The 23,511-nt window shown below is 63.3% G+C and carries 22 protein-coding genes; 14 read left to right on the top strand and 8 right to left on the bottom strand.

The genetic code is table 11. From position 1 onward, the window contains the following. Positions 1-88: 88 nt before the first annotated feature. Genes BM269_RS02170 through BM269_RS02160 form a run of 3 tightly spaced genes read left to right on the top strand, consistent with a single transcriptional unit; the run spans position 89 to position 1,644 of the window. Positions 89-751 (top strand): hypothetical protein, encoded by a 663-nt coding sequence (locus tag BM269_RS02170; protein WP_090435292.1) that lies wholly within the window; start codon positions 89-91, stop codon positions 749-751. A 39-nt stretch (positions 752-790) separates the two neighbouring features. Next, on the top strand, positions 791-1,168 hold the full coding sequence (locus BM269_RS02165; RefSeq protein ID WP_211482649.1) for a glyoxalase superfamily protein: 378 nt from the start codon (positions 791-793) through the stop codon (positions 1,166-1,168). A 5-nt stretch (positions 1,169-1,173) separates the two neighbouring features. Beyond that, positions 1,174-1,644 carry a hypothetical protein gene (locus BM269_RS02160; RefSeq protein WP_090435288.1) on the top strand — a complete coding sequence of 157 codons (471 nt, stop codon included), beginning with the start codon at positions 1,174-1,176 and terminating at the stop codon, positions 1,642-1,644. Between the two features lie 22 nt (positions 1,645-1,666). Here BM269_RS02160 and BM269_RS02155 read toward each other — a convergent pair whose 3' ends face one another. The 4 genes from BM269_RS02155 to argH form a co-directional block, all read right to left on the bottom strand. Further along, entirely contained in the window at positions 1,667-2,401 is a 735-nt protein-coding gene (locus tag BM269_RS02155) for a hypothetical protein (protein ID WP_090435285.1), read from the bottom strand. A gap of 95 nt (positions 2,402-2,496) precedes the next feature. Next, positions 2,497-4,197, bottom strand: a complete 1,701-nt coding sequence (locus BM269_RS02150; protein ID WP_090435282.1) for a TRAP transporter large permease — start codon at positions 4,195-4,197, stop codon at positions 2,497-2,499. Further along, positions 4,194-4,736: a TRAP transporter small permease subunit gene (locus BM269_RS02145; RefSeq protein WP_090435279.1), complete on the bottom strand. Its 543-nt coding sequence runs from the start codon at positions 4,734-4,736 to the stop codon at positions 4,194-4,196. The genes BM269_RS02150 and BM269_RS02145 overlap by 4 nt, the downstream gene beginning before the upstream one ends. A gap of 131 nt (positions 4,737-4,867) precedes the next feature. After that, positions 4,868-6,262: an argininosuccinate lyase gene (gene argH, locus BM269_RS02140; RefSeq protein ID WP_090435277.1), complete on the bottom strand. Its 1,395-nt coding sequence runs from the start codon at positions 6,260-6,262 to the stop codon at positions 4,868-4,870. 63 nt (positions 6,263-6,325) lie between these two features. Here argH and BM269_RS02135 point away from each other — a divergent pair, with 63 nt between their 5' ends. The 6 genes from BM269_RS02135 (at position 6,326) to BM269_RS02110 (ending at position 12,521) form a co-directional block, all read left to right on the top strand. Then, positions 6,326-6,841, top strand: coding sequence for a nuclear transport factor 2 family protein (locus tag BM269_RS02135; RefSeq protein ID WP_229204458.1), 516 nt, complete (start codon positions 6,326-6,328; stop codon positions 6,839-6,841). A gap of 78 nt (positions 6,842-6,919) precedes the next feature. Continuing rightward, on the top strand, positions 6,920-8,392 hold the full coding sequence (locus BM269_RS02130; RefSeq protein ID WP_090435274.1) for a cyanophycinase: 1,473 nt from the start codon (positions 6,920-6,922) through the stop codon (positions 8,390-8,392). A gap of 66 nt (positions 8,393-8,458) precedes the next feature. Further along, entirely contained in the window at positions 8,459-9,937 is a 1,479-nt protein-coding gene (locus tag BM269_RS02125) for a DUF4331 domain-containing protein (RefSeq protein WP_090435271.1), read from the top strand. A 12-nt stretch (positions 9,938-9,949) separates the two neighbouring features. Beyond that, the gene (locus tag BM269_RS02120) at positions 9,950-10,186 is read left to right on the top strand and encodes a hypothetical protein (protein WP_139232645.1); all 237 of its coding nucleotides are present in this window, start codon (positions 9,950-9,952) and stop codon (positions 10,184-10,186) included. A gap of 8 nt (positions 10,187-10,194) precedes the next feature. After that, positions 10,195-11,406 carry a tetratricopeptide repeat protein gene (locus BM269_RS02115; RefSeq protein ID WP_229204457.1) on the top strand — a complete coding sequence of 404 codons (1,212 nt, stop codon included), beginning with the start codon at positions 10,195-10,197 and terminating at the stop codon, positions 11,404-11,406. Further along, positions 11,403-12,521 (top strand): HupE/UreJ family protein, encoded by a 1,119-nt coding sequence (locus BM269_RS02110; RefSeq protein ID WP_090435266.1) that lies wholly within the window; start codon positions 11,403-11,405, stop codon positions 12,519-12,521. The genes BM269_RS02115 and BM269_RS02110 overlap by 4 nt, the downstream gene beginning before the upstream one ends. Here BM269_RS02110 and BM269_RS02105 read toward each other — a convergent pair whose 3' ends face one another. Next, entirely contained in the window at positions 12,522-13,208 is a 687-nt protein-coding gene (locus BM269_RS02105; RefSeq protein WP_090435263.1) for an anti-sigma factor, read from the bottom strand. Continuing rightward, entirely contained in the window at positions 13,205-13,759 is a 555-nt protein-coding gene (locus BM269_RS02100) for a sigma-70 family RNA polymerase sigma factor (RefSeq protein ID WP_090435260.1), read from the bottom strand. Before BM269_RS02100 ends, BM269_RS02105 begins: the two co-directional genes overlap by 4 nt. Positions 13,760-13,851: 92 nt before the next feature. Here BM269_RS02100 and BM269_RS02095 point away from each other — a divergent pair, with 92 nt between their 5' ends. Continuing rightward, complete coding sequence (locus BM269_RS02095) at positions 13,852-15,258, top strand: IgA Peptidase M64 (RefSeq protein ID WP_090435257.1); 1,407 nt, start codon at positions 13,852-13,854, stop codon at positions 15,256-15,258. Between the two features lie 69 nt (positions 15,259-15,327). Here the strand turns inward: BM269_RS02095 and parC are convergent, their stop codons facing one another. Beyond that, positions 15,328-17,670 (bottom strand): DNA topoisomerase IV subunit A, encoded by a 2,343-nt coding sequence (gene parC, locus BM269_RS02090; RefSeq protein ID WP_090435255.1) that lies wholly within the window; start codon positions 17,668-17,670, stop codon positions 15,328-15,330. 14 nt (positions 17,671-17,684) lie between these two features. Further along, positions 17,685-19,685, bottom strand: coding sequence for a DNA topoisomerase IV subunit B (locus BM269_RS02085; protein ID WP_090435252.1), 2,001 nt, complete (start codon positions 19,683-19,685; stop codon positions 17,685-17,687). Positions 19,686-19,812: 127 nt separating this feature from the next. Here BM269_RS02085 and BM269_RS02080 point away from each other — a divergent pair, with 127 nt between their 5' ends. The 4 genes from BM269_RS02080 (at position 19,813) to kdpA (ending at position 23,505) form a co-directional block, all read left to right on the top strand. After that, complete coding sequence (locus BM269_RS02080; protein WP_090435249.1) at positions 19,813-20,628, top strand: response regulator; 816 nt, start codon at positions 19,813-19,815, stop codon at positions 20,626-20,628. A 102-nt stretch (positions 20,629-20,730) separates the two neighbouring features. Further along, the gene (locus BM269_RS02075) at positions 20,731-21,441 is read left to right on the top strand and encodes a TorF family putative porin (protein ID WP_090435246.1); all 711 of its coding nucleotides are present in this window, start codon (positions 20,731-20,733) and stop codon (positions 21,439-21,441) included. Positions 21,442-21,632: 191 nt separating this feature from the next. Beyond that, entirely contained in the window at positions 21,633-21,722 is a 90-nt protein-coding gene (locus BM269_RS02070) for a potassium-transporting ATPase subunit F (RefSeq protein ID WP_090435243.1), read from the top strand. Position 21,723: 1 nt separating this feature from the next. Continuing rightward, complete coding sequence (kdpA, locus tag BM269_RS02065; RefSeq protein WP_090435240.1) at positions 21,724-23,505, top strand: potassium-transporting ATPase subunit KdpA; 1,782 nt, start codon at positions 21,724-21,726, stop codon at positions 23,503-23,505. Positions 23,506-23,511: the final 6 nt, after the last annotated feature.

Here is a 23,511-nt window from a genome sequence, read left to right as displayed (position 1 = left end):
GTCACACTCATGTTGCACTAGTTGAATTTTGCGTTTTACACTAGCCCGTCATTTGTTTGACGTACTACTTAGTGAGGGCGCATCACTCATGCTGTCTATATCTACCAAAGTCGAAAGGATCGTCACGGAGTCGCCCTTCCTGAGCGAAGGTCTGCGCCGTGGCCTGATCAACCTGTCGGAACTGGCGCGCCAGCTGCAGCCGCAGCTCCAGAACGACCTGTGGAAGCCAGTCGGCCAGGCGGCCGTGGTCATGGCCTTGCGCCGTGTCGCCGGGCGCCTGCCGGACAAGGATGCCCAGGAACTGGTGCTGGCCCAGCAGTCCGGCCAGCTGACCGCGCGCACCGACCTCGTCGAATTCACTTTCCGCCGTTCGGACCGCATCGATGAATGCCACCGCCAGCTGCTGGAGCGCTCGGGGACCGGCCATGGCCTGTACCTGACCGTCACCCGCGGCAGCGAAGAGGTGGTGGTGATCTGCAGCCGTCCGTTGATCGGCCTGGTGGAACAGATCTTCGCCGGCGAGCGCCTGCTGGCGCGGCTGGAGAACCTGAACGCCGTCACGCTGCAGCTCACGGCCGATTCCTGGCGCACGCCGGGCATCTACCACGCCATCCTGAAGAAGCTGGCGTGGGACAAGGTCAACCTGATCAACCTGATCTCGACCCACACCGAGCTGACCCTGCTGCTGGAGAAGGAACACACGGGCGCCGCCTTCAGCGTCCTGTCCAACATGATCGCGCACAAGCACTGATGTACACTTCCCTGTAGGGCAAACCGACAGGGAGTCAGCATGGGCTTGAGGGACGCGCAGCGGGTGGTGCCGGCATTGCGGGTGGCGAGCTACGCCGCCAGCAAGGCTTTCTATGAATCGCTGGGCTTTCGCGAAGAGTGGACCCACCACGTCGAGCCCGGCCTGCCGACCTTTGCCTCGATGATGCTCGACGGCATGGAAATTTTCTTATCTGAACATTCGGGCGACTGCCAACCCGGCGGGCTGGTACACTTTTACGTTCCGGACGTCGATGCCCTGTATGACGACTTCCTGGCGTATGGCGTGAACGTCGAGCAAGCGCCGAACAATGACCTGGGAGCGGACCTGCGCGTCATGTCCGTTCTCGATCCAGACAATAACCGGCTCAAATTTTTGACCCAAACCCATTGGGAGTAAGCGCAATGAAGAAAGCGCTGTTGTTCGCAGTCCTTGGCATGGCCGCCGCATCGCAGGCCAGCGCGCAAGGGCTATTCAAGTGCACGGTGGAAGGCAAGGTGATTTACCAGTCCATGCCGTGTGCCAAAGGCGGTGCCACCCTCGACTATCCGCCGCCACCAACTGCCGCCCAGGTCAAGTCGGCCCAGGCGCGCGCGCAGGAAGACCGCGAACGCGCCGACGAACTGGCGGCGCGCAACCGCGAGGTGCGCGAGAAGAAGGCGAAGGAAGAGGCGGAAACGGCGCGCGAGGAGGCCGCCAGCAAGCCGGCGCCCAAGCAGAGCTGCGACTCGCTGCGGACCCGCCGCGCAGAGCTGTATGGCCAGCGCAATGAGAACCGCCGCAATTCCCAGCTCGATGCGATGTCCAAGACCCAGAACGATATCGACAAGCTGGAAGTGGAATACACCAAGTCCGCCTGCGGCCCGCTCGACTGAGGGGCCGCCGGGCCGCGCCGCTTTATTGCGGTGCGGCGCCCGTCGGCGACGCTGCGGCGTCTGGCTGCGGCGCCACCGGAACTGCCTGCAGCGACAGTTCACGCAGCTTGCCCAGCACAGCCTTATCCTTGACCAGCGTAATCGGGCTGATTTTGCCCATCTCCTGATTGACCAGGTAAGCCACCAGTGCCCCAGCGATGGCGCCGCCGGCCGCGGCTTGTCCGTAGCTGAGGCTGCTATGTTTGACGGCAGCACGGCCAGCCATCGCACCTGCCCCACCAGAGACCGCCATTAGGCCGACACTGAGTTTCTGCGTCACCGGGTCCTTGACGTAGCCGACATCGGCACAGCCGACGCCTGCAGCCGGCGCCTCGTGCGGCACGCCTTCCATTGAACTGTACATGTAGATGTAAGGCATCTTCTGCGGATCCTTGGGGAGGTAGAAGCCGCCGTCGTTGTGACCGCGCTTCGCGCCAGGATTCCCAGGCTGGAACATGGAAATGCCGCCCTGCGGGGCACGGTAATACGTGCCTTCCGCATCCTCTTTTTCCGAAACATAGGGGCCGCGCTCCAGGCGGGTTTCAGTCACCAGTTTCAGGAGGCCGGCTTCATCGACGGCGGTCATGGCTTCAGGCAGCTGGATGCAGGTGATGGTGGCCGGCGCCGCCAGCTGGTCCGGCGCGATCAGCGGGGCGTTATTGGCGCAGCCGCTCAGCATTGCGCTGGCGGCCAAGGGGATTAGCAGTTTCTTGTACATGATTATCCTGTGGTATCGGCCCAGGAAACGGACCGCTCACCACAGAATAATTGCTTTATTGAAAGTTCTCAATAAAACAATCAAGTTTGTCTGAATTACTTTTTCTTTTCTTCTTCCGGCTGCGAGAAATTCAGCTCCGGCGGCTGCTCCTCGTCCTGTTTTTGCGCAGGCAGCGAATCGGGAATCGCCGGCTGCTCGATGCGCAAGTCGCCCGATTCCACCTTGCCGCCGGTGCCGCGGTCAAGGAAGGCGGTGACGGTTTGCGGCAGCGCGGCCACCAGCAGCACCATCAGCATCTGCAGGCCGACCCAGGGCAGCGCGCCCCAGTAGATGTCCGAAGACTTCACTTCCTTCGGCGCCACGCCGCGCAGGTAGAACAGCGCGAAGCCGAATGGCGGGTGCATGAAGGAGGTCTGCATGTTCACGCACAGCATCACGCCGAACCACACCAGCGCTGCCGATGCCGCCGCTTCCGGACTGCCCATGAGGGGCTCCAGCTGCGGCGCCAGCACCTTTTGCGCCACCGGTGCCAGCATCGGCACCACGATGAAGGCGATCTCGAAGAAGTCGAGGAAAAAGGCCAGGAAGAACACGAACAGGTTCACCACCAGCAGGAAGCCGATCCAGCCGCCCGGAATGCCGTTGAACAGGTGCTCGACCCACAGCCCGCCGTCCACGCCCTGGAACACCACCGAGAAGCAGGTGGAGCCGATCAGGATGAACACCACCATCGCGGTCAGGCGCATGGTGGACTGGTAGCTCAGGACGATCAGGTCGCGCAGCGGCTTGATCTGGCTGGCGCGGAATACGATCCACGCCACGCAGAGGTACAGCACGCCCAGCGCGCCTTGCACGACCGGCTTGGCGCCGTCGACAAAGGCGCCGGTCAGCGCCGCCGCGGCGAGGGCAACCATGCCGATGCGGAACACGATCTTGTCGCGCCGGTTGAATTCGGGATGGCGCAGCGCCGCCAGGATCACCGCACCCAGCGCCCCCATGGCGCCCGACTCGGTGGGCGTCGCCACACCCAGCATCATGGTGCCCAGTACCATGAAGATCAGCACTGCGGCCGGCACGATGCCTTGCAGGCACTGCTTCCACAACGCCCAGCCGCGCGGGCCCAGTTCGTTCCGCGGCGCTGCCGGCAGCCATGCCGGCTTGATGCGCGACAGGGCGAAGGTGTACAGGGCGAACAGGGCGATCTGAACCAGCGAAGGACCCCAGGCGCCCAGGTACATGCTGCCCACGTCGGCAGCTGCGGTCGGGGTTTTCAACTGGTCGGCCAGCACCACCAGCACCAGCGATGGCGGCACCAGTTGCGTGATGGTGCCTGACGCGGCCAGCACGCCGGTGGCGTAGCGCATGTGGTAACCGTAGCGCATCATCACCGGCAGCGAGATCATGGCCATGGCGATCACCTGCGCCGCCACCGTGCCGGTAATCGCGCCGAGGATGAAGCCGACGATGATCACCGAGTAACCCAGGCCGCCGCGCACGCCGCCGAACAGGCGGCCCATGGAGTCCAGCATGTCCTCGGCCAGGCGGCACTTCTCCAGCACCGCGCCCATGAAGGTGAAGAAGGGGATCGCCAGCAGCAGGTCGTTGGCCAGCACGCTGCCGAATATCCTTTGCGGCACCGCCTGCAGGAAGGACACGCCGAAGAAGCCTTCCGCAATCGCGATCAAGCCGAAGAACAGGCCTACCGCCAACAGCGAGAACGCAACCGGGAAGCCGACCAGCATGAATACCACCAGGCCGCCGAACATTAGCGGCGGCATCATCTCCAATGGAATCATTGCACTGGCCTTTCGTATTTGCTGTCCAAATGGGCTTGGCCGGTGAGGTGGGCAATGCGTTTGATTAGTTCAGACAAGCCTTGCAGCGTCAGCAGCGCAAAGCCGAAGGGCACCACGAATTTGATCGGCCAGCGCGCCAGGCCGCCGGCATTGCTCGATTGTTCCATGATGGCCCAGGATGGCAGGAACAGCGATTCCCACGACAGCCAGGCAAACAGGATGCAGGCCGGGAACAGGAAGAAGATGATGCCGAAGATGTCGATCCACAGCTGCTTGCGTTCGGAGACGTGGCCGTAGACCAGGTCGACGCGCACGTGTTCATTGCGCTGGAAGGTGTAGCTGGCGCCGAGCATGACGGCGGCGCCAAACAGGTACCACTGCATTTCAAGCAGGGCGTTGGAGCTCCAGTCGAAGCCATAACGGATCATGGCGTTGGATGCGCTGATGAAGCAGGACGCCAGTATCATCAGATTGGCTAACTGGCCGCAGCGGTAGCCGATGCGGTCCAGCCAGCCGGAAAGGCGGAGGAATCCTTGCATTACTGTCTCCATAGTTGGAATAGTTATTGCAAGGATATTAGCGGATTATCTGCGCGCGGAAAACCGGTAAACCAGCCGGGCGGCCGCCTGCCAGGTGTCCGATCCTGCGGGTCAGACATCGGGTTAGCGGTTTAAGCCAACTGCCCGCGCACGCGCGCAATCGCCGTGCGCACCTGGTTCGGCGCGGTACCGCCAACGTGGTCGCGCGCCGCCACCGAGCCTTCCAGGGTCAGCACCGCAAATACATCCTCGCCCACCAGCGGCGAGAACGCGCGCAACTGCTCCAGCGACATCTGCGCCAGGTCGATCCTCAAGTCGTCGCAAGCACGCACCGCATGCGCCACAGCTTCGTGCGCATCACGGAACGGCAGGCCTTTCTTCACCAGGTAGTCGGCCAGGTCGGTCGCGGTGGCGTAGCCTTGCAGCGCGGCCGAACGCATCGCTTCCGGCTTGACGGTGATGCCGCCGGCCATGTCGGCGAAGATGCGCAGGGTGTCGACCACGGTATCGACGGTGTCGAACAGCGGCTCTTTGTCTTCCTGGTTGTCCTTGTTGTAGGCCAGCGGCTGGCCTTTCATCAGGGTCAGCAAGCCCATCAGGTGGCCGTAGACCCGGCCGGTTTTGCCGCGCGCCAGTTCCGGCACGTCCGGGTTTTTCTTCTGCGGCATGATCGAGGAACCGGTGCAGAAGCGGTCGGCGATGTCGATAAAGCCGACCCGTGGACTCATCCAGATGATCAGCTCTTCCGACATGCGCGACACGTGCATCATCACCAGCGAAGCGGCAGCGGTGAATTCGATCGCGAAGTCGCGGTCGGACACGGCGTCCAGCGAGTTGTGGCAGACATCGTCGAAGCCCAGGGTCTTGGCCACGCGCAGGCGGTCGATCGGGAAGGTGGTCCCGGCCAGTGCGGCCGCGCCCAGCGGCAGGCGGTTCACGCGCTTGCGGCAATCCTGCATGCGCTCGACGTCGCGGCCGAACATTTCAACGTAGGCCAGCATATGGTGGCCGAAGGTGATCGGCTGCGCCACCTGCATATGGGTGAAGCCGGGCAGGATCACGTCGGCATTCTTCTCGGCCAGGTCGACCAGGGCGCCGCGCAGTTGCTGCAGCAGGCCGGTGATGTCGTCGATGGCCGAGCGCACGTACAGGCGGATATCGGTGGCCACCTGGTCGTTGCGGGAGCGGCCGGTGTGCAGGCGCTTGCCGGCGTCGCCAACCAGTTCGGTCAGGCGTTTTTCGATATTCAGGTGCACGTCTTCCAGGTCCAGCTGCCATGCGAACTGGCCGCCGTCGATTTCGGCGCTGACCTGGGCCAGGCCTTTCTGGATCGCGGCCAGGTCGGCGGCCGGGATGATGCCTTGCGCAGCCAGCATGTCGGCGTGGGCCAGGGAGCCCTCGATGTCGGCCTTGGCCATGCGCTTGTCAAAAAACACCGAGGCGGTGTAACGTTTCACGAGGTCGGAAACAGGTTCGGAGAAGCGAGCGGACCAGGCTTCCGCCTTCTTGGAGAATTGATCTGTCATAGTGGCTTTTGCGGTGAGATTTGCACGAGAAATTCAAACGATTATAAATTAGTAGGAGAATCAATGAAGAAGTTAGCAAGTTTGCTACTGTTGGTGCTGGCCAGCGGTGGCGCCTTCGCGCAGGGTGCGCTTCCGTCCGACGTGGCCTCCGTGGACGGCATCGTGGCCGCCCTGTACGACACCATTTCCGGTCCGGCCGGCAAGGCGCGCGACTGGGACCGCCTGCGCTCCCTGTTCCGCAACGATGGCCGCATGGTGGTGCACAGCACCGGCAAGGATGGCGCGATCAATACCCGCGTGCTGTCGCTGGAGGACTACATCACCCGCGTGACGCCGGTGTTTGCAAAAGAGGGATTCTACGAGTCCGAACTGGCGCGCAAGGGCGAGGAATATGGACAGATTGCTCAGGTTTTCAGCACGTATGAAGCGCGCCATGCGCCGGCCGACAAGCCTTTCGTGCGCGGCATCAATTCGATCCAGCTGGTGAACGACGGCAAGCGCTGGTGGATTTCGCAACTCCTGTGGCAGCCGGAAGGCGAAAAGACGCCTCTTCCGGAGCGCTACCTGAAGCCGCAATAAAATAAGTGTGCACGGACGCGCGATAGGGTTTTACTCCGCCGTTGCGTCCGACTACACTGATGGAAAGGTATTACCCAGATGTCTAGCAGCGATGCCAGCGAGCAAGCCGAACAGGAGGCCATCGTGAAGCTGTATTCCCCCGCCGGCCTGGCCCGTTTGGGCCTGGCCTTGCTAGCCGCATGCGGCCTTCCGATCCACGCCCGCGAAGCGCCGCCCAGGAATCCCCTGCCAGCCGCCAATGCCCGCACCAGCACCACGCCGCCGCCGGACACCCCGTCCAAGCTTCCAACTGCGCCGCCTTCGACGCCTGTCCCCTTGCCCGATACGGCCGCTCCTGTGCGCATCGTGGCCGGCGCCAGTGCCACGGTCAGCGGTGGATCGGCTGCCATCGCGCCGTCGCCCGTAGCCGCGCACCAGGGTTCCCTGGTGATCATCGGCGGCGGCCTGCGCGGCGACAATGCCGACGTCTGGCAGCGCGTGGTGAAACTGGCTGGCGGCAAGGGCTCGCGCATCGCGGTGTTCCCTTCCGCGGCGGGCAATCCGGAACGTTCGGCCCAGTCCATCATCGGCTACCTGCGCAAGTGGGGCGCCGATGCCTTCCTGGTGCCCGTTGCGGTGCGCCTGGCCGGCAGCGACTACAAGAAGAATGCGGACGATGCCGTGCTGGCCAGAAAAATCCGCGAATCCGACGGCGTCTATTTTGCCGGTGGCGACCAGGGGCGCATCACCAAGGCGCTGCTGCGCGAAGACGGCACCCAGACCGCGGTGCTGGAGGCGGTGTGGGACGTGTACCGCCGCGGCGGCGTGGTGGCCGGCTCCTCGGCCGGCGCGGCCATCATGAGCAGCACCATGTTCGCCAATCCCAAGGCGATCCTGTCCATGCTGCAGACCGGTATAGCGGATGGCCGCGAACTGGGCCCGGGCCTGGGCTTCATAGGCGACGACGTGTTCGTCGACCAGCACTTGCTGGTGCGCGGCCGCTTTGCGCGCATGATCCCGGCCATGCTGGCCAAGGGTTACCAGATCGGACTTGGCATCGACGAAGACAGTGCCATGGTGGTCAATGCGCAGCGCGAGGTGGAAATCATCGGCTACAAGGGCGCCTTGCTGATCGACCTGTCGCGTGCCGAATGGGACAAGGAGGCGCCGCACTTCGGCGTGCGCAATGCCGTGATCAGTTACCTCGACCGCGGTGACAAGTTCAATATCGGCACCCATATGTTCCTGCCGTCCAACGACAAGGCTGGCGGCCGCATCGACCCTACGCGCACGCTGGGGCGGGGCGCAGTGTTCAGCAACGACGTGCTGGGCAACAACGCTGTGATCGACCTGATGGAGCGCCTGATCGACAGCAACCAGGAGGAGGCGATCGGCATTGCCAGCGGCAACCCGCGCGCCAGCGGGAGCGAGGTCGGCTTCGAGTTCCGCTTCACCAAGACGGCCGATACGGTGGGTTATGTCTCCAGTGTGGCTGAGGCATATTCGGTGCTGAATATCCGCCTCGATATCCGGCCCATCGAGATCACCCGGCCGCTATACAAATATAAATGAGAAGTTGAATCCGGCGGCGCATCCGCCGCGTATATGCCATGGCAACCAACCACCCGGGAGGAAACCATGGCACTCATCAAGCAAGCTGCTGTCCAGTTGGCAATACTGTCGGCCCTGGCGCCGGCGGCGTTTTCGCCTGCAGTGCAGGCGTCCAGCCATCGCGAGGCACCGTTCATCACGCGTGAACCCAAGGTCGACGGGACCGACTTCTACATGTTCCGCAGCTACGAGCCGGGGCGCGAACAGTTCGTCACCCTGATCGCCAACTACGTGCCCCTGCAGGATGCGTACGGCGCGCCGAATTTCTTCACCATGGATCCGGACGCGCTGTACGAGATCCACATCGATAACAACGGCGACGCGCGGGAAGACCTGTCCTTCCAGTTCCGCTTCACCAACACGTTCAAGAATGCCGCCTTTACCGTGGGCGGCAAAAAGGTGCCGATTCCATTGGTGATCAACGGCGGGCCGATCAACCAGGTGAATGCGGCCGGCCTGAATGTACGCGAAACCTACACGGTGGACGTGGTACGCGGCGACCGGCGCGGTACGCGGCAAGCGGTGCGCATGGCCGGCAATGGCGCCACGGTGTTCGACAAGCCGGTCGACAATATCGGCAACAAGGCGATTCCCGATTACGCCGGCTACGCGGGCAAGCATGTGTACGCAGTGAATATTCCTGGTTGTGCGGTACCGGCGCGCATGTTCGTCGGCCAGCGCAAGGATTCGTTCGTGGTCAACCTCGGCGAGACCTTCGACCTGATCAACATCAAGGCGCCGGCGGTGGAGTTCCTCCCCAATGCGGAACGCAACGCGCGCGACGACCTGTACGACAAGAATGTGACTTCCATCGAGCTGGAAGTGGCGGCGTCGTGCCTGACTTCCGGCACGGAAGCGGTGATCGGAGGCTGGACCACGGCCAGCCTGCGGCAGGGGCGCTTGATCAACCCGAACGGCGGTTCGAAAGAAGGCGGGGCATGGACGCAGGTGTCGCGGCTCGGCATGCCGCTGGTGAACGAGGTGGTGATCGGCTTGAAAGACAAGGACCGCTTCAACCACAGCAAGCCGCGTCAGGACGGCCAGTTCGCGGACTATGTCACCCATCCAACCTTGCCTGCGCTGATCGAGGTGCTGTTTGGCAGCGCTGGCGCCAAGGCACCAACCAACTTCCCGCGCAAAGACCTGGTGACGGCTTTCCTTACCGGCGTACCGGGATTGAACCAGCCGGCCAATGTGAAGGCCTCCGAAATGCTGCGGCTGAACACTTCGGTTGCGCCGGTTGCGAAAGGCGCGCAAAAGCGGCTGGGCGTGATTGATGGCGACAATGCGGGCTTCCCCAATGGGCGCCGGCCGGGCGACGACGTGGTGGATATCGCCTTGCGCGTGGTGATGGGCAAACTGTGTACGCTGAATATCGGCTGCGCGCCCGGCGATGCTCCGGCAGGCGCAATCCGCTTTACCGATGGTGCTTTCCTCGACGACAGCTACTTCAGCGCCGGCTTTCCCTACCTGAAGACGCCGCTTGCCGGCTCGCCGCAGCAATAGGAGGGCGTGATCATGAAACACCTATGTCTTGCTTTGGCGGCCGTGCTGCTGGCCGGTTGCGGTGGCGGCACTGATACCGCTTCGGCGATGTCGATGCCCGATCAGTCGCCGGTACCGCCGCCAGGCGATACCTTCACCTCGGCGCTGATTGTGCTGGTTCGCAGCGCGCCCGACACCACGGAACCGGCCGACGTCGATGGTGCGGCGCCGGTCGCCCATGACGGCGGCGAGCCGGTGGCTGTGGAGTGAGGGGAGCCATGAGGCCCGCTGCCTGCACCATGCGCGTCGCCATCGCGTTGGCCTTCTCCGCTATGGCATCGGCGCTGCCGCTACCCGGTTTGGGCGCCCCGTTCGTACCGCGATCCGGCGCCGAGGTGCTGGAGAGGCTGCCACAGCGGGGGACTGCTGCCGAGGCGGCGCTGCGGCGCCAGCGCATGCGCTTGGCAACGGCGCCGGGCGACCCGGCAATTGCCGCCGAAGCCGCGCTGCGTTACATCGAGCTTGGCCGCGCAACGAGCGATCCACGCTACTTTGGTTACGCGCAAGCCGTACTGGCTCCCTGGTGGGAGGCGGCCGAGCCGCCGCTGCCGGTGCTGCTTCTGCGCGCAACACTGCTGCAATCCAGCCATCGTTTTGCGGAAGCGATGCGCGACCTGGGCGCCCTGACGCGCGCAGACCCCGGCAACGCCCAGGCATGGCTGACGCTGGCGACCGTGCAGGTGGTGCAGGGCGAGTACGATGCGGCCGTGCGCAGCTGCGGCCGGCTCTCGTCGCTGGCCAATCAACTTGCCAGCGTGACCTGCCTCGCCAATGCCCGTGCCTCCAGCGGCCAGCTTGCTGCCAGCGAACGCTTGCTGGCGCTGGCTCTCGAGCGCTCGCCGACCGCGCCGGACGGGGCCAATGCCGGCCTGCGGCTTTGGGCGTTGACGCTGTCCGGCGAACTGGCGGCCCGGCGCGGGGATGCCCCCCGCGCCGAAGCACGATTGCGCCAGGCGCTCGACCTGGCGCCGGGCGATAGCTACCTGCTTGGTGCGTATGCGGACCTGCTGCTGGACCAGGGCCGCCATGCCGACGTGCAGGCCCTGCTGCGCGACCACCTTCGCATCGACGGTCTGCTGCTGCGGCACACGATTGCGTCGCGCGCGGTCGCGCCGGCCGCGGCCAGCGCTACTGCGGAACTGCAAGCGCGCTTCGAGGCTTCGGCCCGCCGTGGCGAGGCAACCCACCAGCGCGAACAGGCGCGCTTCGAACTGCATTTGCGCCATAACCCGCCGGCCGCGCTGGAACTGGCCCTGGCCAACTGGCAAGTTCAGAAAGAACCGGCTGACTTGCGCATCCTGCTGGAAGCAGCGCTTGCGGCACGCGATTCCAAGGCCGCCCGCCCAGCGCTGGCTTGGCTCCGGCGGCAGGGCCTTGAGGACGATAAGGTCGCCTCGCTGGCACGCCAGCTGGAAGGAGGCCTCCCATGACCGCCTTGCCTTCGGCCGCGCGTTGGCTGGCCGCACTGGTCTTTCTGCCATTGTTGTTTGCCGCCAGTGCGGCCTGGGCGCACAAGCCGAGTGACAGCTACCTGACGCTGCGCGTTGCGACGGCCGAACCAGCATCGCGCCAGCGGCAGCTTATCGACGGTCGCTGGGATATTGCATTGCGCGACCTTGATTTCGCCATCGGACTCGATACTGATGGCGACAGCCAGCTAACTTGGGACGAGGTCCTTTCCCGTCACGCCGACATCGTCGCTTACGCCATGCCTCGCCTCGGCCTGGCAGCGGGCTGCCGCCTTCGCGTGGCAAGGCAGCAGATTGACCGCCACGCCGACGGAACCTACACCGTCCTGCTGCTGCGCGGGGATTGCGAGCCTGGCGCCACTTTCGCCATCGACTACAGACTGTTCGCCGAACTCGATGCCCAGCACCGCGGCATGGCCAGCATCACGATCGATGGCCGCACGCAATCGGCCGTGCTGGGCGGCGACCGCACGCGCCTGGCAGCCTTCAATCGCGACGGCAGCACATGGCAACAGGCTTCAGGTTACCTGCGGCACGGGGTGTGGCACATCTGGACCGGCTACGACCACATCCTGTTCCTGCTTTCCCTGTTGCTGCCGGCCGTGCTGGTGACAGGCTGGCGGCCTGCGAGCGCAGATGTCCTGCGCGTTGTCACTGCTTTCACGCTCGCCCACTCGATCACGCTCTCGCTTGCGGCGCTGCAAGTGGTCGCGCTGCCAAGCCGCTTGATCGAATCGGCCATCGCTGCCTCGGTCGCAGTCGCTGCGCTGAACAATGTCTGGCCGCTGGTGCGAGGCAAGCGCTGGCTGGCCTCGTTCGCCTTCGGGCTATTGCATGGTTTCGGCTTTGCCGGCGTGCTGGGCGATCTTGGCCTGCCCCAAGGCGCTACGGTACTCGCGCTGGCAGCGTTCAATGCAGGCGTCGAGTTGGGGCAGCTGGCAATCGTCGCGGCCTTCGTCCCGCTGGCCTACGTCCTGCGCAGCACATGGGTCTACCGGCAGCTCATGGTGAAGGGCGGCTCGGCCGGCATCGCCGTGCTGGCGATGGTGTGGCTCGTCGAGCGGGCCACTGTGTGATTACATGGCCCGTACCCAAGGGCCTTTGTACAGCACAGGCCCGGTTGGTCCGTTAGGATCCGGCGAGCCGCCGCGCGGCTCCAGTGAAATCGCCAACACCACAACGTCGTCGCTTACGCCGCCCGAAGCGAGGGAGAAAGTTGAACGTCCTTCGGCACCCAGCACGCCCAGCGAGCGCGGCGAACCTTTTTTCGGAATCGCCCACAACTGCAGGGAGCGGTCGACCGGCACCGGTGCACCTCCGACGATATGGACCTGCAGCAGCCGCTTGCTGGTATCGGCCTTCACCAACAAGGCGGGCTGCGCCTGCTGGTCGGTCAATGTCGCGACCAGGTCGTAGGATGGCCCCCGCAGCTGCTGCAAGCCGATCGCCACCACCAGTGCCGCAGCCACTGCGGCGCACGCGGTCCCGATGCCGAAGCCACGCCAGAAATGCCAGCTACTGCGCTCCGGCTTCAGGTGCAGGCGCATTTCGATATTTCGCCATACCTGAGGGGAGGGCTCCTGCGCACGCACGAATTCGTGCATCGGCAGAAGGCGGCGTTCCCATTCCTTGACCAGCATGCGCAGGGCGGCATCGCTGTACATCCAGCCTTCGAAACGACGGCGCGCGCCGCCACGCAAGGCGCCCAGCACGTATTCGGCGGCCAGTTTGTCGCGCAAATCGTCATTTTCACGGAAGTTCATGACGGTTCCCCCAGCGACAGGCAAAGCCTGAGCTTCTCCATTCCGCGCCGGATCCAGGTCTTGACGGTGCCGACGGGCAGCGACATGCGTTGCGCCACTTCGGTGTGCGACAAGTCATGGAAGAAGGCCAGGCCGATCGCCAGCCGGTGCAAGCCCTCCAGCCGCGCCATGCAGGCGGCGAGCGCGCGCGCGTCGCTGCTCATTTCACTCGCCTCGGCAGGGGAGCTTGTGTATTCATCGCGAAATGCTTCATGATCCAGTTCCACCGTGTCGTCCGTGCGGCGCAGGATATCCAGCGCCTTGTTGCGGACGATGGCTGCCATCCAGGTAAGAGGGGCCGCCAGGCCGGCCTCGTAGTGGGGCGCCGCGTGCCAGATCGACACGAAACCCTCCTGCAGCGCCTCTTCGGCCAGCTCCCGCTTACGTAATATACGCATGGCAAAGCCAAACAGTTTCGGCGCGGCCGCATCATATAGCGCGCGAAAAGCAACGGCGTCCTGACGGCCGGCCGCTGCCAGCCATGTTCTTAGCTGTTCGGGTTCAATGGGCATGGGGCCATCTTATGCCTGGCGTATTGGCTGGTCTACTGTATTCCGCAAAGCACAGCTACAATAACCGCCACCAAAACCACACTGGAGACTTCATGTCGTACCTGAATCGACTGCTGGCGGGAGCGGTGCTCGGCACCGTGTCCGGCCTGGCACTGGCGGCGCAACCGGCAACCGTACGCCTCGACTATATGCACACCGGTAACGCGCTAAACGAAAGTTATGCGATCGAACAAGTAGTGATTGAACCGTTGCCATGGCCGGGCGATATGTCCAAGACAATCGATACCACCAACCGCGGCGTGAACAAGGTCGAAGTGGCGGATGCCAAGACCGGCAAGGTGCTGTATTCGCGTACGTTCTCCACCATCTTTGTCGAGTGGAAGTCGACCGAAGAAGCAGCAAAGCTGACACGCGGCTTCCACGAGTCGGTGCGCTTCCCCAAGCCTGACCGCCCGGTCAAGGTACGTATCCTGAAGCGCGACGAGCGCAATGAGTTCTCCGTGGCCTGGAGCGTGGACGTCGATGCCGATGCCATGGACGTGGTGCGCAAGCAGGACGCGGCGCCTGCCAAGCCGATCCCGATCCGCGTCAATGGGGCCAGTGAGAAGAAAGTGGACTTGCTGATCCTGGGCGACGGCTACACCAAAGCCGACATGGCCAAGTTCGAAGCCCGTGCACGCAAGCTGTCCGACTACCTGTTCACGGTTTCACCGTTCAAGGAGCGCGCCAAGGACTTCAACGTGTGGGCGATGGCGGTGCCGACCCAGGAAAGCGGCGTATCGCGCCCTTCCACCAACACCCACCATGCGTCGAAGCTGGGTACGCGCTACGACATCTTCGGCAGCGAGCGTTATGTGCTGACCATCGACAACCGCGCGCTGCGCGAGATTGCGCAGCATGCGCCGTATGAGTTCATCGAGATCCTGGTGAACAACGACACCTACGGCGGGGGCGGTATTTACGGCCAATTCAGCACTGCGGCGGCGGATAACGACTGGGCGAACTACCTGTTCGTGCACGAATTCGGCCATCACTTCGCAGGCCTGGCCGACGAGTATTACACCTCGCCGGTGGCGTATGCGACGGGCGGTGTGCGCATGGAGCCTTGGGAGCCGAACGTGACGGCCTTGCTGGACCCGGCCAACGTGAAGTGGAAGAAGTTCGTGACAGCGGGGACTGCCTTGCCGACGGCGTGGCCAAAGGCGGAGTATGAAACGCATTCGCGCGAATACCAGAAGATCCGCGCACAACTACGCAAGGACAACCGCCCGGAATCGGAGATGAGCAAGTTGTTCAAGGAAGACCTGGCCTGGACCAATGCGCTGTTCTCGAAGGCGCCGAACCGCAAGGCTGTGGGGGCGTTCGAAGGGGCGAATTACGAGGCGACTGGCTACTACCGTTCGCAGCAGCAGTGCCTGATGTTTGACCGCAGTGAGGAGTTTTGTGCGGTTTGCAGCGATGCGGTGCAGGAGACGATCGACCTGTACGCACCGCGCTGAAACCGGTAAACCTGCGGCCGCCGCGTCATCGGTGCCTGACCCAGCGGGTCAGACACCGGATTGCCGGCTCTAGGTGTTCGGCGCCAGGCCAGTCGGCTTGATCCTTACCGGCATCGGCTTGCCCTTGCGAGCGCGCTTGCCAAAGTGAGGTCCCAGAGCCGTCGGCCCCATGCGGTCTTCCTTGGCCTTCTGCGCATTACCGATACCCAGCACGGTCACACCCTTGTCGGTGATCGCGCATGCAGCAACCAGCTTCTCCTTGTCGGCCAGATCCATCAGGATCACACCACGGCCGCCGTTGGACAGCACCTTCATCTCGTCCATGCCGAACACCAGCAGGTTCGACTTCTCTGAAATGACCGCCACCGCGCTCGCGCCATCGACAACGACGGTCGGCGGCAGCGGCTTGTCGCCTTCGTCCAGCGTGATGAAGGACTTGCCGCCCTTCAGTCGCGACACCATATCGCCAGCCTTGGCAATAAAGCCGTAGCCCGCGTCGGAGGCCAGCAGCAACTGCTTGTCGCCGTTGCCCGCAAAGTAGTGCAGCAGGCGCGCACCGCCCGACAGGTCGACCAGCGTGGTGATCGGCACACCATCGCCGCGAGCGTTAGGCAGGGCGGCTACCGGCACGGAGTACACCTTGCCGTTGTCGCCGAAGCCCAGCAGGGTGTCCACCGTGCGGCACTCGAACGCGCCGTACAGCGAATCGCCCGCCTTGAAGGTGAACTGCGCCGGATCGTGGCCGATGCCGGTACGCGCGCGCACCCAGCCTTTCTCGGAAATGATCACGGTCACCGGTTCGTCGGCCACCTTCTGTTCGACAACCGCCTTCTGTGCCTCCTCGATCAGGGTGCGGCGCGCGTCGCCGTAAGTCTTGGCATCGCCGTCGATTTCCTTGATGACCAGGCGGCGCAAGGTGGACGGATTTTCCAGGATGTCCAGCAGGCCTTCACGCTCCTTGCGCAACTCGGCAAGTTGTTGTTCGATCTTGATCGCTTCCAGGCGCGCCAGTTGGCGCAAGCGGATTTCCAGGATGTCTTCGGCCTGGCGGTCCGACAGCTTGAAGCGTTCGATCAGCGCCGCCTTCGGCTCGTCCGAATTGCGGATGATGGCGATCACTTCATCGATGTTCAGCAGGACGATCTGGCGGCCTTCCAGGATGTGGATGCGCTCATCGACCTGGTTCAGGCGGAACTGGGTACGGCGGGTCACGGTGGCGAAGCGGAATTCGATCCATTCGCCCAGGATGTCGCTGATGCCCTTCTGGCGCGGACGGCCATCGCCGCCAATCATCACCAGGTTCATCGACGCCGAAGTCTCCAGCGAGGTATGCGCCAGCAGCATGTGCATGAACTCAGTCTGGTTCTGGTTCTTCGATTTCGGTTCGAATACCAGCCGCACCGCAGCTTCGCGGCCCGATTCATCGCGTACCTTATCCAATTGGCCCAGCAGCAGGCCTTTCAGCGCAACCTGTTCCGGCGACAGGGCTTTCTTGCCCAGCTTGACTTTCGGATTGGTCAATTCTTCAATTTCTTCCAGCACCTTCTGGCTGGAGGTGCCCGGCGGCAGTTCGTACACGACGGCCTGCCACTGGCCACGCGCCAGTTCCTCGATCTTCCAGCGCGCACGCACCTTCATCGAGCCGCGGCCGGACGCGTACATATCGTCCAGTTGTGCACGCGGGGTGATCAACTGGCCGCCGCCCGGGAAATCCGGGCCCGGGATCAGTTCCATCAGTTCCGCGTGGGTGATCTTCGGATTGCGGATCATGGCCACGGCGGCTTTGGCCACCTCGGTCAGGTTGTGCGACGGGATTTCGGTCGCCAGGCCCACCGCGATACCGGAGGCGCCGTTCAGCAGCACCATCGGCAGGCGCGCCGGCAGCAGGGCCGGTTCCTCGTACGAGCCGTCGTAGTTCGGGATGAAGTCCACGGTGCCCTGGTCGATCTCGTCCAGCAGCAGGCGCGAGATCGGGGTCAAACGGGCTTCGGTGTATCGCATTGCTGCGGCGCCGTCGCCGTCGCGCGAACCGAAGTTACCCTGGCCATCGATCAGCGGATAGCGCAGGGAGAAGTCCTGCGCCATGCGCACCAGCGCGTCGTACACCGACTGGTCGCCGTGCGGGTGCAGCTTGCCCAGCACGTCACCGACCACGGTGGCGGACTTGCGCGGCTTGGCAGTCGGGCCCAGGCCCAGTTCATTCATCGAATACAGGATACGGCGCTGCACCGGCTTCTGGCCGTCGCACACATCCGGCAGGGCGCGGCCCTTGACCACGGAAATCGCGTAATCCAGGTAGGCGCGCTCGGCGAAGGTCGACAGGGTCAGCGATTCGCCGCCGTCATCACCGCCGCTGCCACCGCTTGGCGGCAGCTCCGGGGTTGGTTCGTCAAAGAGGTTTGCTTGAGTCATGTTCGATACTTGTATTAGATGTCTGCTTCAACTTCGTTGCCGTGTTCTTCAATCCAGGCGCGGCGGGCGGCGGCTTCGCCTTTGCCCATCAGCATATTGAAGCGCGAGGACGAGTAGCTGTGGTCGAAATCGCCCAGCGACACAGGCAGCAGGCGGCGGGTGTCCGGATTCATGGTGGTTTCCCACAGCTGCTCGGCGTTCATCTCGCCCAGGCCCTTGAAGCGCGAGATGGTCCAGGAGCCTTCCTTCAGGCCGTCCTTGCGCAGCTTGTCCTCGATCGCCACCAGCTCGCCGTCGTCCAGCGCGTACAGTTTCTGGATCGGTTTCTTGCCGCGTGCCGGCGCGTCGACGCGGTACAGCGGCGGGCGGGCGATGCAGATATTGCCGTTCTCGATCAGTTTCGGGAAATGGCGGAAGAACAGGGTAAGCAGCAGCACCTGGATGTGCGAGCCGTCGACGTCCGCATCGGAGAGGATGCAGATTTTGCCGTAGCGCAGGCCGCTCAGGTCCGGTGTGTCGCTGTGGTTGTGCGGATCGACGCCGATTGCCACGGCGATGTCGTGGATCTCGTTATTTGCAAACAGGCGGTCCTTGTCGGTTTCCCAGGAGTTCAGCACCTTGCCGCGCAGCGGCAGGATGGCCTGGAATTCCTTGTCGCGGCCCATCTTGGCCGAGCCGCCTGCGGAATCGCCCTCGACCAGGAAGATTTCGGTGCGGGTCACTTCGTCCGATTCGCAATCGGTCAGCTTGCCCGGCAACACGGCCACGCCGGAGGATTTCTTCTTCTCGACCTTCTGCGCCGAACGCAGGCGCGATTGCGCCTGCTTGATCACCAGCTCCGCCAGCTTCTTGCCGTAGTCGATGTGCTGGTTCAGCCACAATTCCAGCGCAGGCTTGGAGAAGGTGGACACCAGGCGCACCGCATCGCGCGAATTCAGGCGTTCCTTGATCTGGCCCTGGAACTGCGGGTCCAGCACCTTGGCCGACAGCACGAAGGAGGCCCGTGCAAACACGTCTTCCGGCAGCAGCTTCACGCCTTTCGGCAGCAGCGAGTGCAGCTCGACGAAGTTCTTCATCGCACCGAACAGGCCATCGCGCAGGCCCGATTCGTGGGTGCCGCCGTTCGGGGTCGGGATCAGGTTGACGTAGGACTCGCGCACCACGGCGCCTTCCTCGGTCCATGCAACCACCCACGACGCGCCTTCGCCTTCGGCAAAGCCTTCCGCGTCAGGGGTGGCGAATTGCTCGCCCTCGAACAGCGGGATCAGGGTTTCGCCGCCGGAGGTGGTTTGCGCCAGTTGTTCGTTCAGGTAGCCGCGCAGGCCGTCCTTGTACATCCAGGTCTGCTCGTCGCCGTTCTTGGCGTTTTTCAGCGTGACGGTCACGCCGGGCAGCAGCACGGCCTTGGAGCGCAGCAGGCGTTGCAGCTCGACCTGGGAAATCAGCGGCGAATCGAAATACTTCGCATCCGGCCAGGCGGTAACGCGGGTACCGGACTTCTTGCCGTCTTTCGGGGCAGGTTCGGAGCGCAGCGGTTCCACCAGGTCGCCGTTTTCGAAAGCGATATTGTGGAAACCATTGCCGGCGTCGTCTTTTCGCCACACTGCGATCTCCAGGCGCTTGGACAGCGCGTTGGTGACCGAAACGCCGACACCGTGCAGGCCGCCCGAGAAGGCATAGGCGCCGCCCGAGCCCTTATCGAACTTGCCGCCCGCGTGCAGGCGGGTGAAGACGATTTCCACCGTCGGTACGTTTTCTTCAGGATGCAAGCCGACCGGAATACCACGGCCGTCGTCTTCGACGGTGATGGAACCGTCGGCATTCTGCGTCACGATGATATTTTTGCAATGGCCGCCCAATGCTTCATCGGAAGCATTGTCGATCACCTCCTGGATGATGTGCAGCGGGTTCTCGGTGCGGGTGTACATGCCCGGGCGCTGCTTGACGGGCTCCAGTCCTTTGAGGACGCGGATAGATGATTCGCTGTAGTCGGAAACTGGTTTTTTAGTGGCCATACGTGTTATTGGTAATGCAAAGTGCTGTGATTATATACAGTATTTTCCGCTTTGACGGGTCGCATGCTTGCGCATTCTATCCGCAACGGCCGGTGGCGCAAGGGAATCACAGCGGTAAAATGGGTTTATGACCACAGATCGGCGCCCGTTCGCAGTCAGGCTGGTTGGCTTCCCGCCGGAGGCCGGGCTGGCGCTCGCGCATGGCCTGGCCCGGGCGCCAGCCGACGGCCCGTCGTATCTTTCATTGTCCGAAGACAGCCTGCAGGACCCCGATATTTACCTGGCCAACGGCACCGAATTGAAAGCCCTGGCCGTCATCGCATCGTTGGCGGCAGGCGACATCCGGCCGGCGCTGGTGCTGGGTGCGACCGGTGTGCTCCTGCCTTACCCGAACTTGCCGCTGCCGGTGCAGTGGAGCGCCATGTATGCCGGGCTGGCGCGCCTGGTCGAGCGCCGTGCCGCAGTGCTAGCCGGCCTGTCGGCGTCCGAAGGTTCGCTGGTACCCGAGCGCCGGCGCCGCGAGCGGCTCGACCTGGACCTGACCGACCCGGATGTCTATGAAAAGATGCGCAAGCCGCGGCGGGAAGGGGCCGTGCTGTGCGTGGACGCCAATGCCCATTTCAGCGAGCAGCTGGGACAATCGCTGAAACAGTTCGGCACCGCGGTATTGTGGGCGGTGGACGGCGTGGCTGCGCTGGCGATCTGCCGCCAGCGGCCGGTCGCCGTGGTGTTGATCGACTTTGCCTCGCCCATCCTCGACCACTACCTGCTGTGCGCCCAACTGCGCGGCGAAGAGACGCATCCCGAAGTAGTCTTCCTGGTGCAGTCCGCCCACGACTACGACCTCACCCGCGGCCGCGCCGCCGGCGCTGCAGGCTTGCTGAATAAGCCGCTGGCCGAGCACCAGGTGCAGGCTGTGCTGCGCAAATTTATGCGCCTGTGAGATGTTTACGCGGCGTTGATGTGCTGCCGCCTTCTATTTAGACCGTTTTTACGCACTGGTCGCTACGCTTTCGTCACCTTCTTTTTTGACGAAAGTGGATGTATGAAAAATGCGATTTTCCTGGCCGCGGCGATGCTGGCGGCGCCTGCCTTTGCCGATGACCTGAGCTTCAACGCTTCGCTGACCAGCGATTACCGCTATCGCGGCATCTCGCAGTCGCGCCTGCAGCCTGCCGTGCAAGGCGGCGCCGATCTTGCCAGCGCTGCTACTGGTTTATACGTCGGCGCCTGGGCATCAACCATCAACTGGACGCGCGATGCGGGCGGCTCCGGCCGCGTGGAACTGGACATCTACGGCGGCAGGCGCGGCCAACTGACGCAAGACATCAGCTACGACGCCGGCGTACTGACCTATGTTTACAAAGGCCGTATCCCGGGCATCGACAATCCCGACACCACGGAAATCTACGCCCAGCTTGGCTACGGCCCGGCCATTTTGAAGTATTCGCATTCGCTGACAAGCCTGTTCGGCTTCGTCGACAGCAAAGACTCGGGCTACCTGGACCTGAGCGCCAACATTGACGCGGGTGCCGGTTATACCGTCAACCTGCATGCCGGACACCAGCGCGTGAAGCATAACGCCGCTTCCGATTACAGCGACTGGAAGCTGGGTGTGACCAGGGACATGGGTTTCGCCAGCGTGCAACTGGCTGCCCTCGGCACCAATGCCGGCAAGACGGCCTATGCGTCGCCGGCCAACGGCAAATTCCTGGGCAAGAACGCCCTGCAGCTCACCGTCAGCCGGACCTTCTGATTTTTACAACTTGTTTACACCGGCTTGCCGAGTCTTTACACCGATTTTAGACGTGGCTCGATAAGCTGGTTTACAGACAAACAAGACCTTTCGGGGAACGTAATGGACATCGTCTTTATCGGCGCAATCGTCGCCTTTTTCGTGCTGGTCGTCGCCATGGCGGCCGGTTGCGACAAGCTGGGAGACCAGCAATGAACATCTTTTATTTCATCGGCTCCATAGCCACGGCCGGTTTGCTGGTCTACCTGCTGGCGGCCCTGCTGAAAGCGGAGGAGCTGTAACATGAGCCCCCAATCTTTCCTGTTGCTGGCGGTTTTCCTGCTGGTGCTGGTCGCCGCAGCGTGGCCGCTGGGCGGTTTGCTGGCACGCGTTGCCGATGGCCGCCAAATCCCGGGCCTGGGCTGGCTGGCAGCGGCCGAACGGCTGCTATACCGCGCCGCCGGGATAACGGCCGACGAAACGCAGCGCGGCATGGGCTGGAAAGCCTATGCCATCTCGCTACTGGTCTTCAACCTCGTTGGCACCCTGTTTGTCTATGCCGTGCAGCGCATGCAAGCGTGGTTGCCGCTCAACCCCCAAGGCCTGCCGGGCGTCAGCCCCGATTCCTCGTTCAATACCGCCGTCAGTTTTGTGGCCAACACCAACTGGCAAGGGTATGCCGGCGAGCAGACCATGAGCTATATGAGCCAGATGCTGGCGCTGACGGGCCAGAACTTCTTCTCGGCTGCCACCGGCATTGCCGTGGCATTTGCGCTGATCCGGGGTTTTGCTGCCCGATCCGCCAAATCGATCGGCAATTTCTGGGTCGACCTGACCCGCATCATGCTGTATGTGCTGCTTCCACTGTCCTTTGTGTTTGCAGTGTTCCTGGTTGGCCAGGGCGCGATCCAGAATTTCTCAGCCTATAAGGAAGTGGCCCTGATGGAACCGGTGACGTACACAGTGCCCGGCGCCACGCCCGAGGCGCCTGCGCAAATCCAGACCGCGACCACGCAGTTGATCGCGATGGGGCCGGTCGCTTCGCAGGAAGCGATCAAGATGCTGGGCACAAATGGCGGTGGCTACTTCAATGCGAACTCCGCGCATCCGTATGAAAACCCGACCGCAATGTCGAATTTCGGCGAGATGCTGGCGATCTTCCTGATCCCCGCCGCGTTGTGCTTCGCCTTTGGCCGCATGGTGGGCGACCGCCGCCAGGGCTGGGCCGTGCTGGGTGCAATGACCATCATGTTCGTGGTCGCCGCCGTCGGCATCACGGCTGCGGAGCAGTCTGCGCAACCGGCACTGCAGGCGATTGGTGTCGACCAGTCGGCCACTGCGCTGCAAGCGGGCGGCAATATGGAGGGCAAGGAAACGCGCTTCGGTATCGCAGCCACCGGCCTGTTCGCAACCGTGACCACGGCAGCGTCCTGCGGCGCAGTGAACGGCATGCATGATTCCTTCACGCCGCTGGGCGGGGCAGGACCGATGCTGCTGATGCAGCTGGGCGAAGTGGTGTTCGGCGGCGTGGGCTCGGGCCTGTACGGCATGCTGGTCTTTGCCATCATGGCGGTGTTCATCGCCGGCTTGATGATCGGCCGCACGCCGGAATATCTGGGCAAGAAAATCCAGTCGTACGAGATGAAAATGACCTCGATCGCGATCCTGGTCACGCCGACCCTGGTGCTGGCGGGTACTGCCATCGCCGTCATGCTGGACGTCGGCAGGGTGGGCGTTGCCAATCCAGGCGCGCATGGCTTCTCGGAGATACTGTACGCCTTCAGTTCGGCCGCTAACAACAACGGCAGCGCCTTCGCCGGTCTCTCCGCCAACACGCCGTTCTACAACACCATGCTGGCCGTCGCCATGTGGTTCGGCCGCTTCGCCATGATCGTGCCGGTGCTGGCGATTGCCGGTTCGCTGGCATCGAAGCCGCGCCTGCAAGCGAACTCCGGAACCATGCCGACCCATGGTCCGATGTTCGTGTTCCTGCTGGTAGCTGTCGTGCTGCTGGTAGGCGTGTTGAATTACGTTCCTTCGCTGGCGCTTGGCCCGGTGATCGAACACCTGCAACTGTATAAGTAAGGAGAG

The organism is Duganella sp. CF458 (assembly GCF_900113115.1).
Lineage (GTDB): Bacteria > Pseudomonadota > Gammaproteobacteria > Burkholderiales > Burkholderiaceae_D > Rugamonas.
This window is presented reverse-complemented; position numbering and strand designations above follow the sequence as displayed.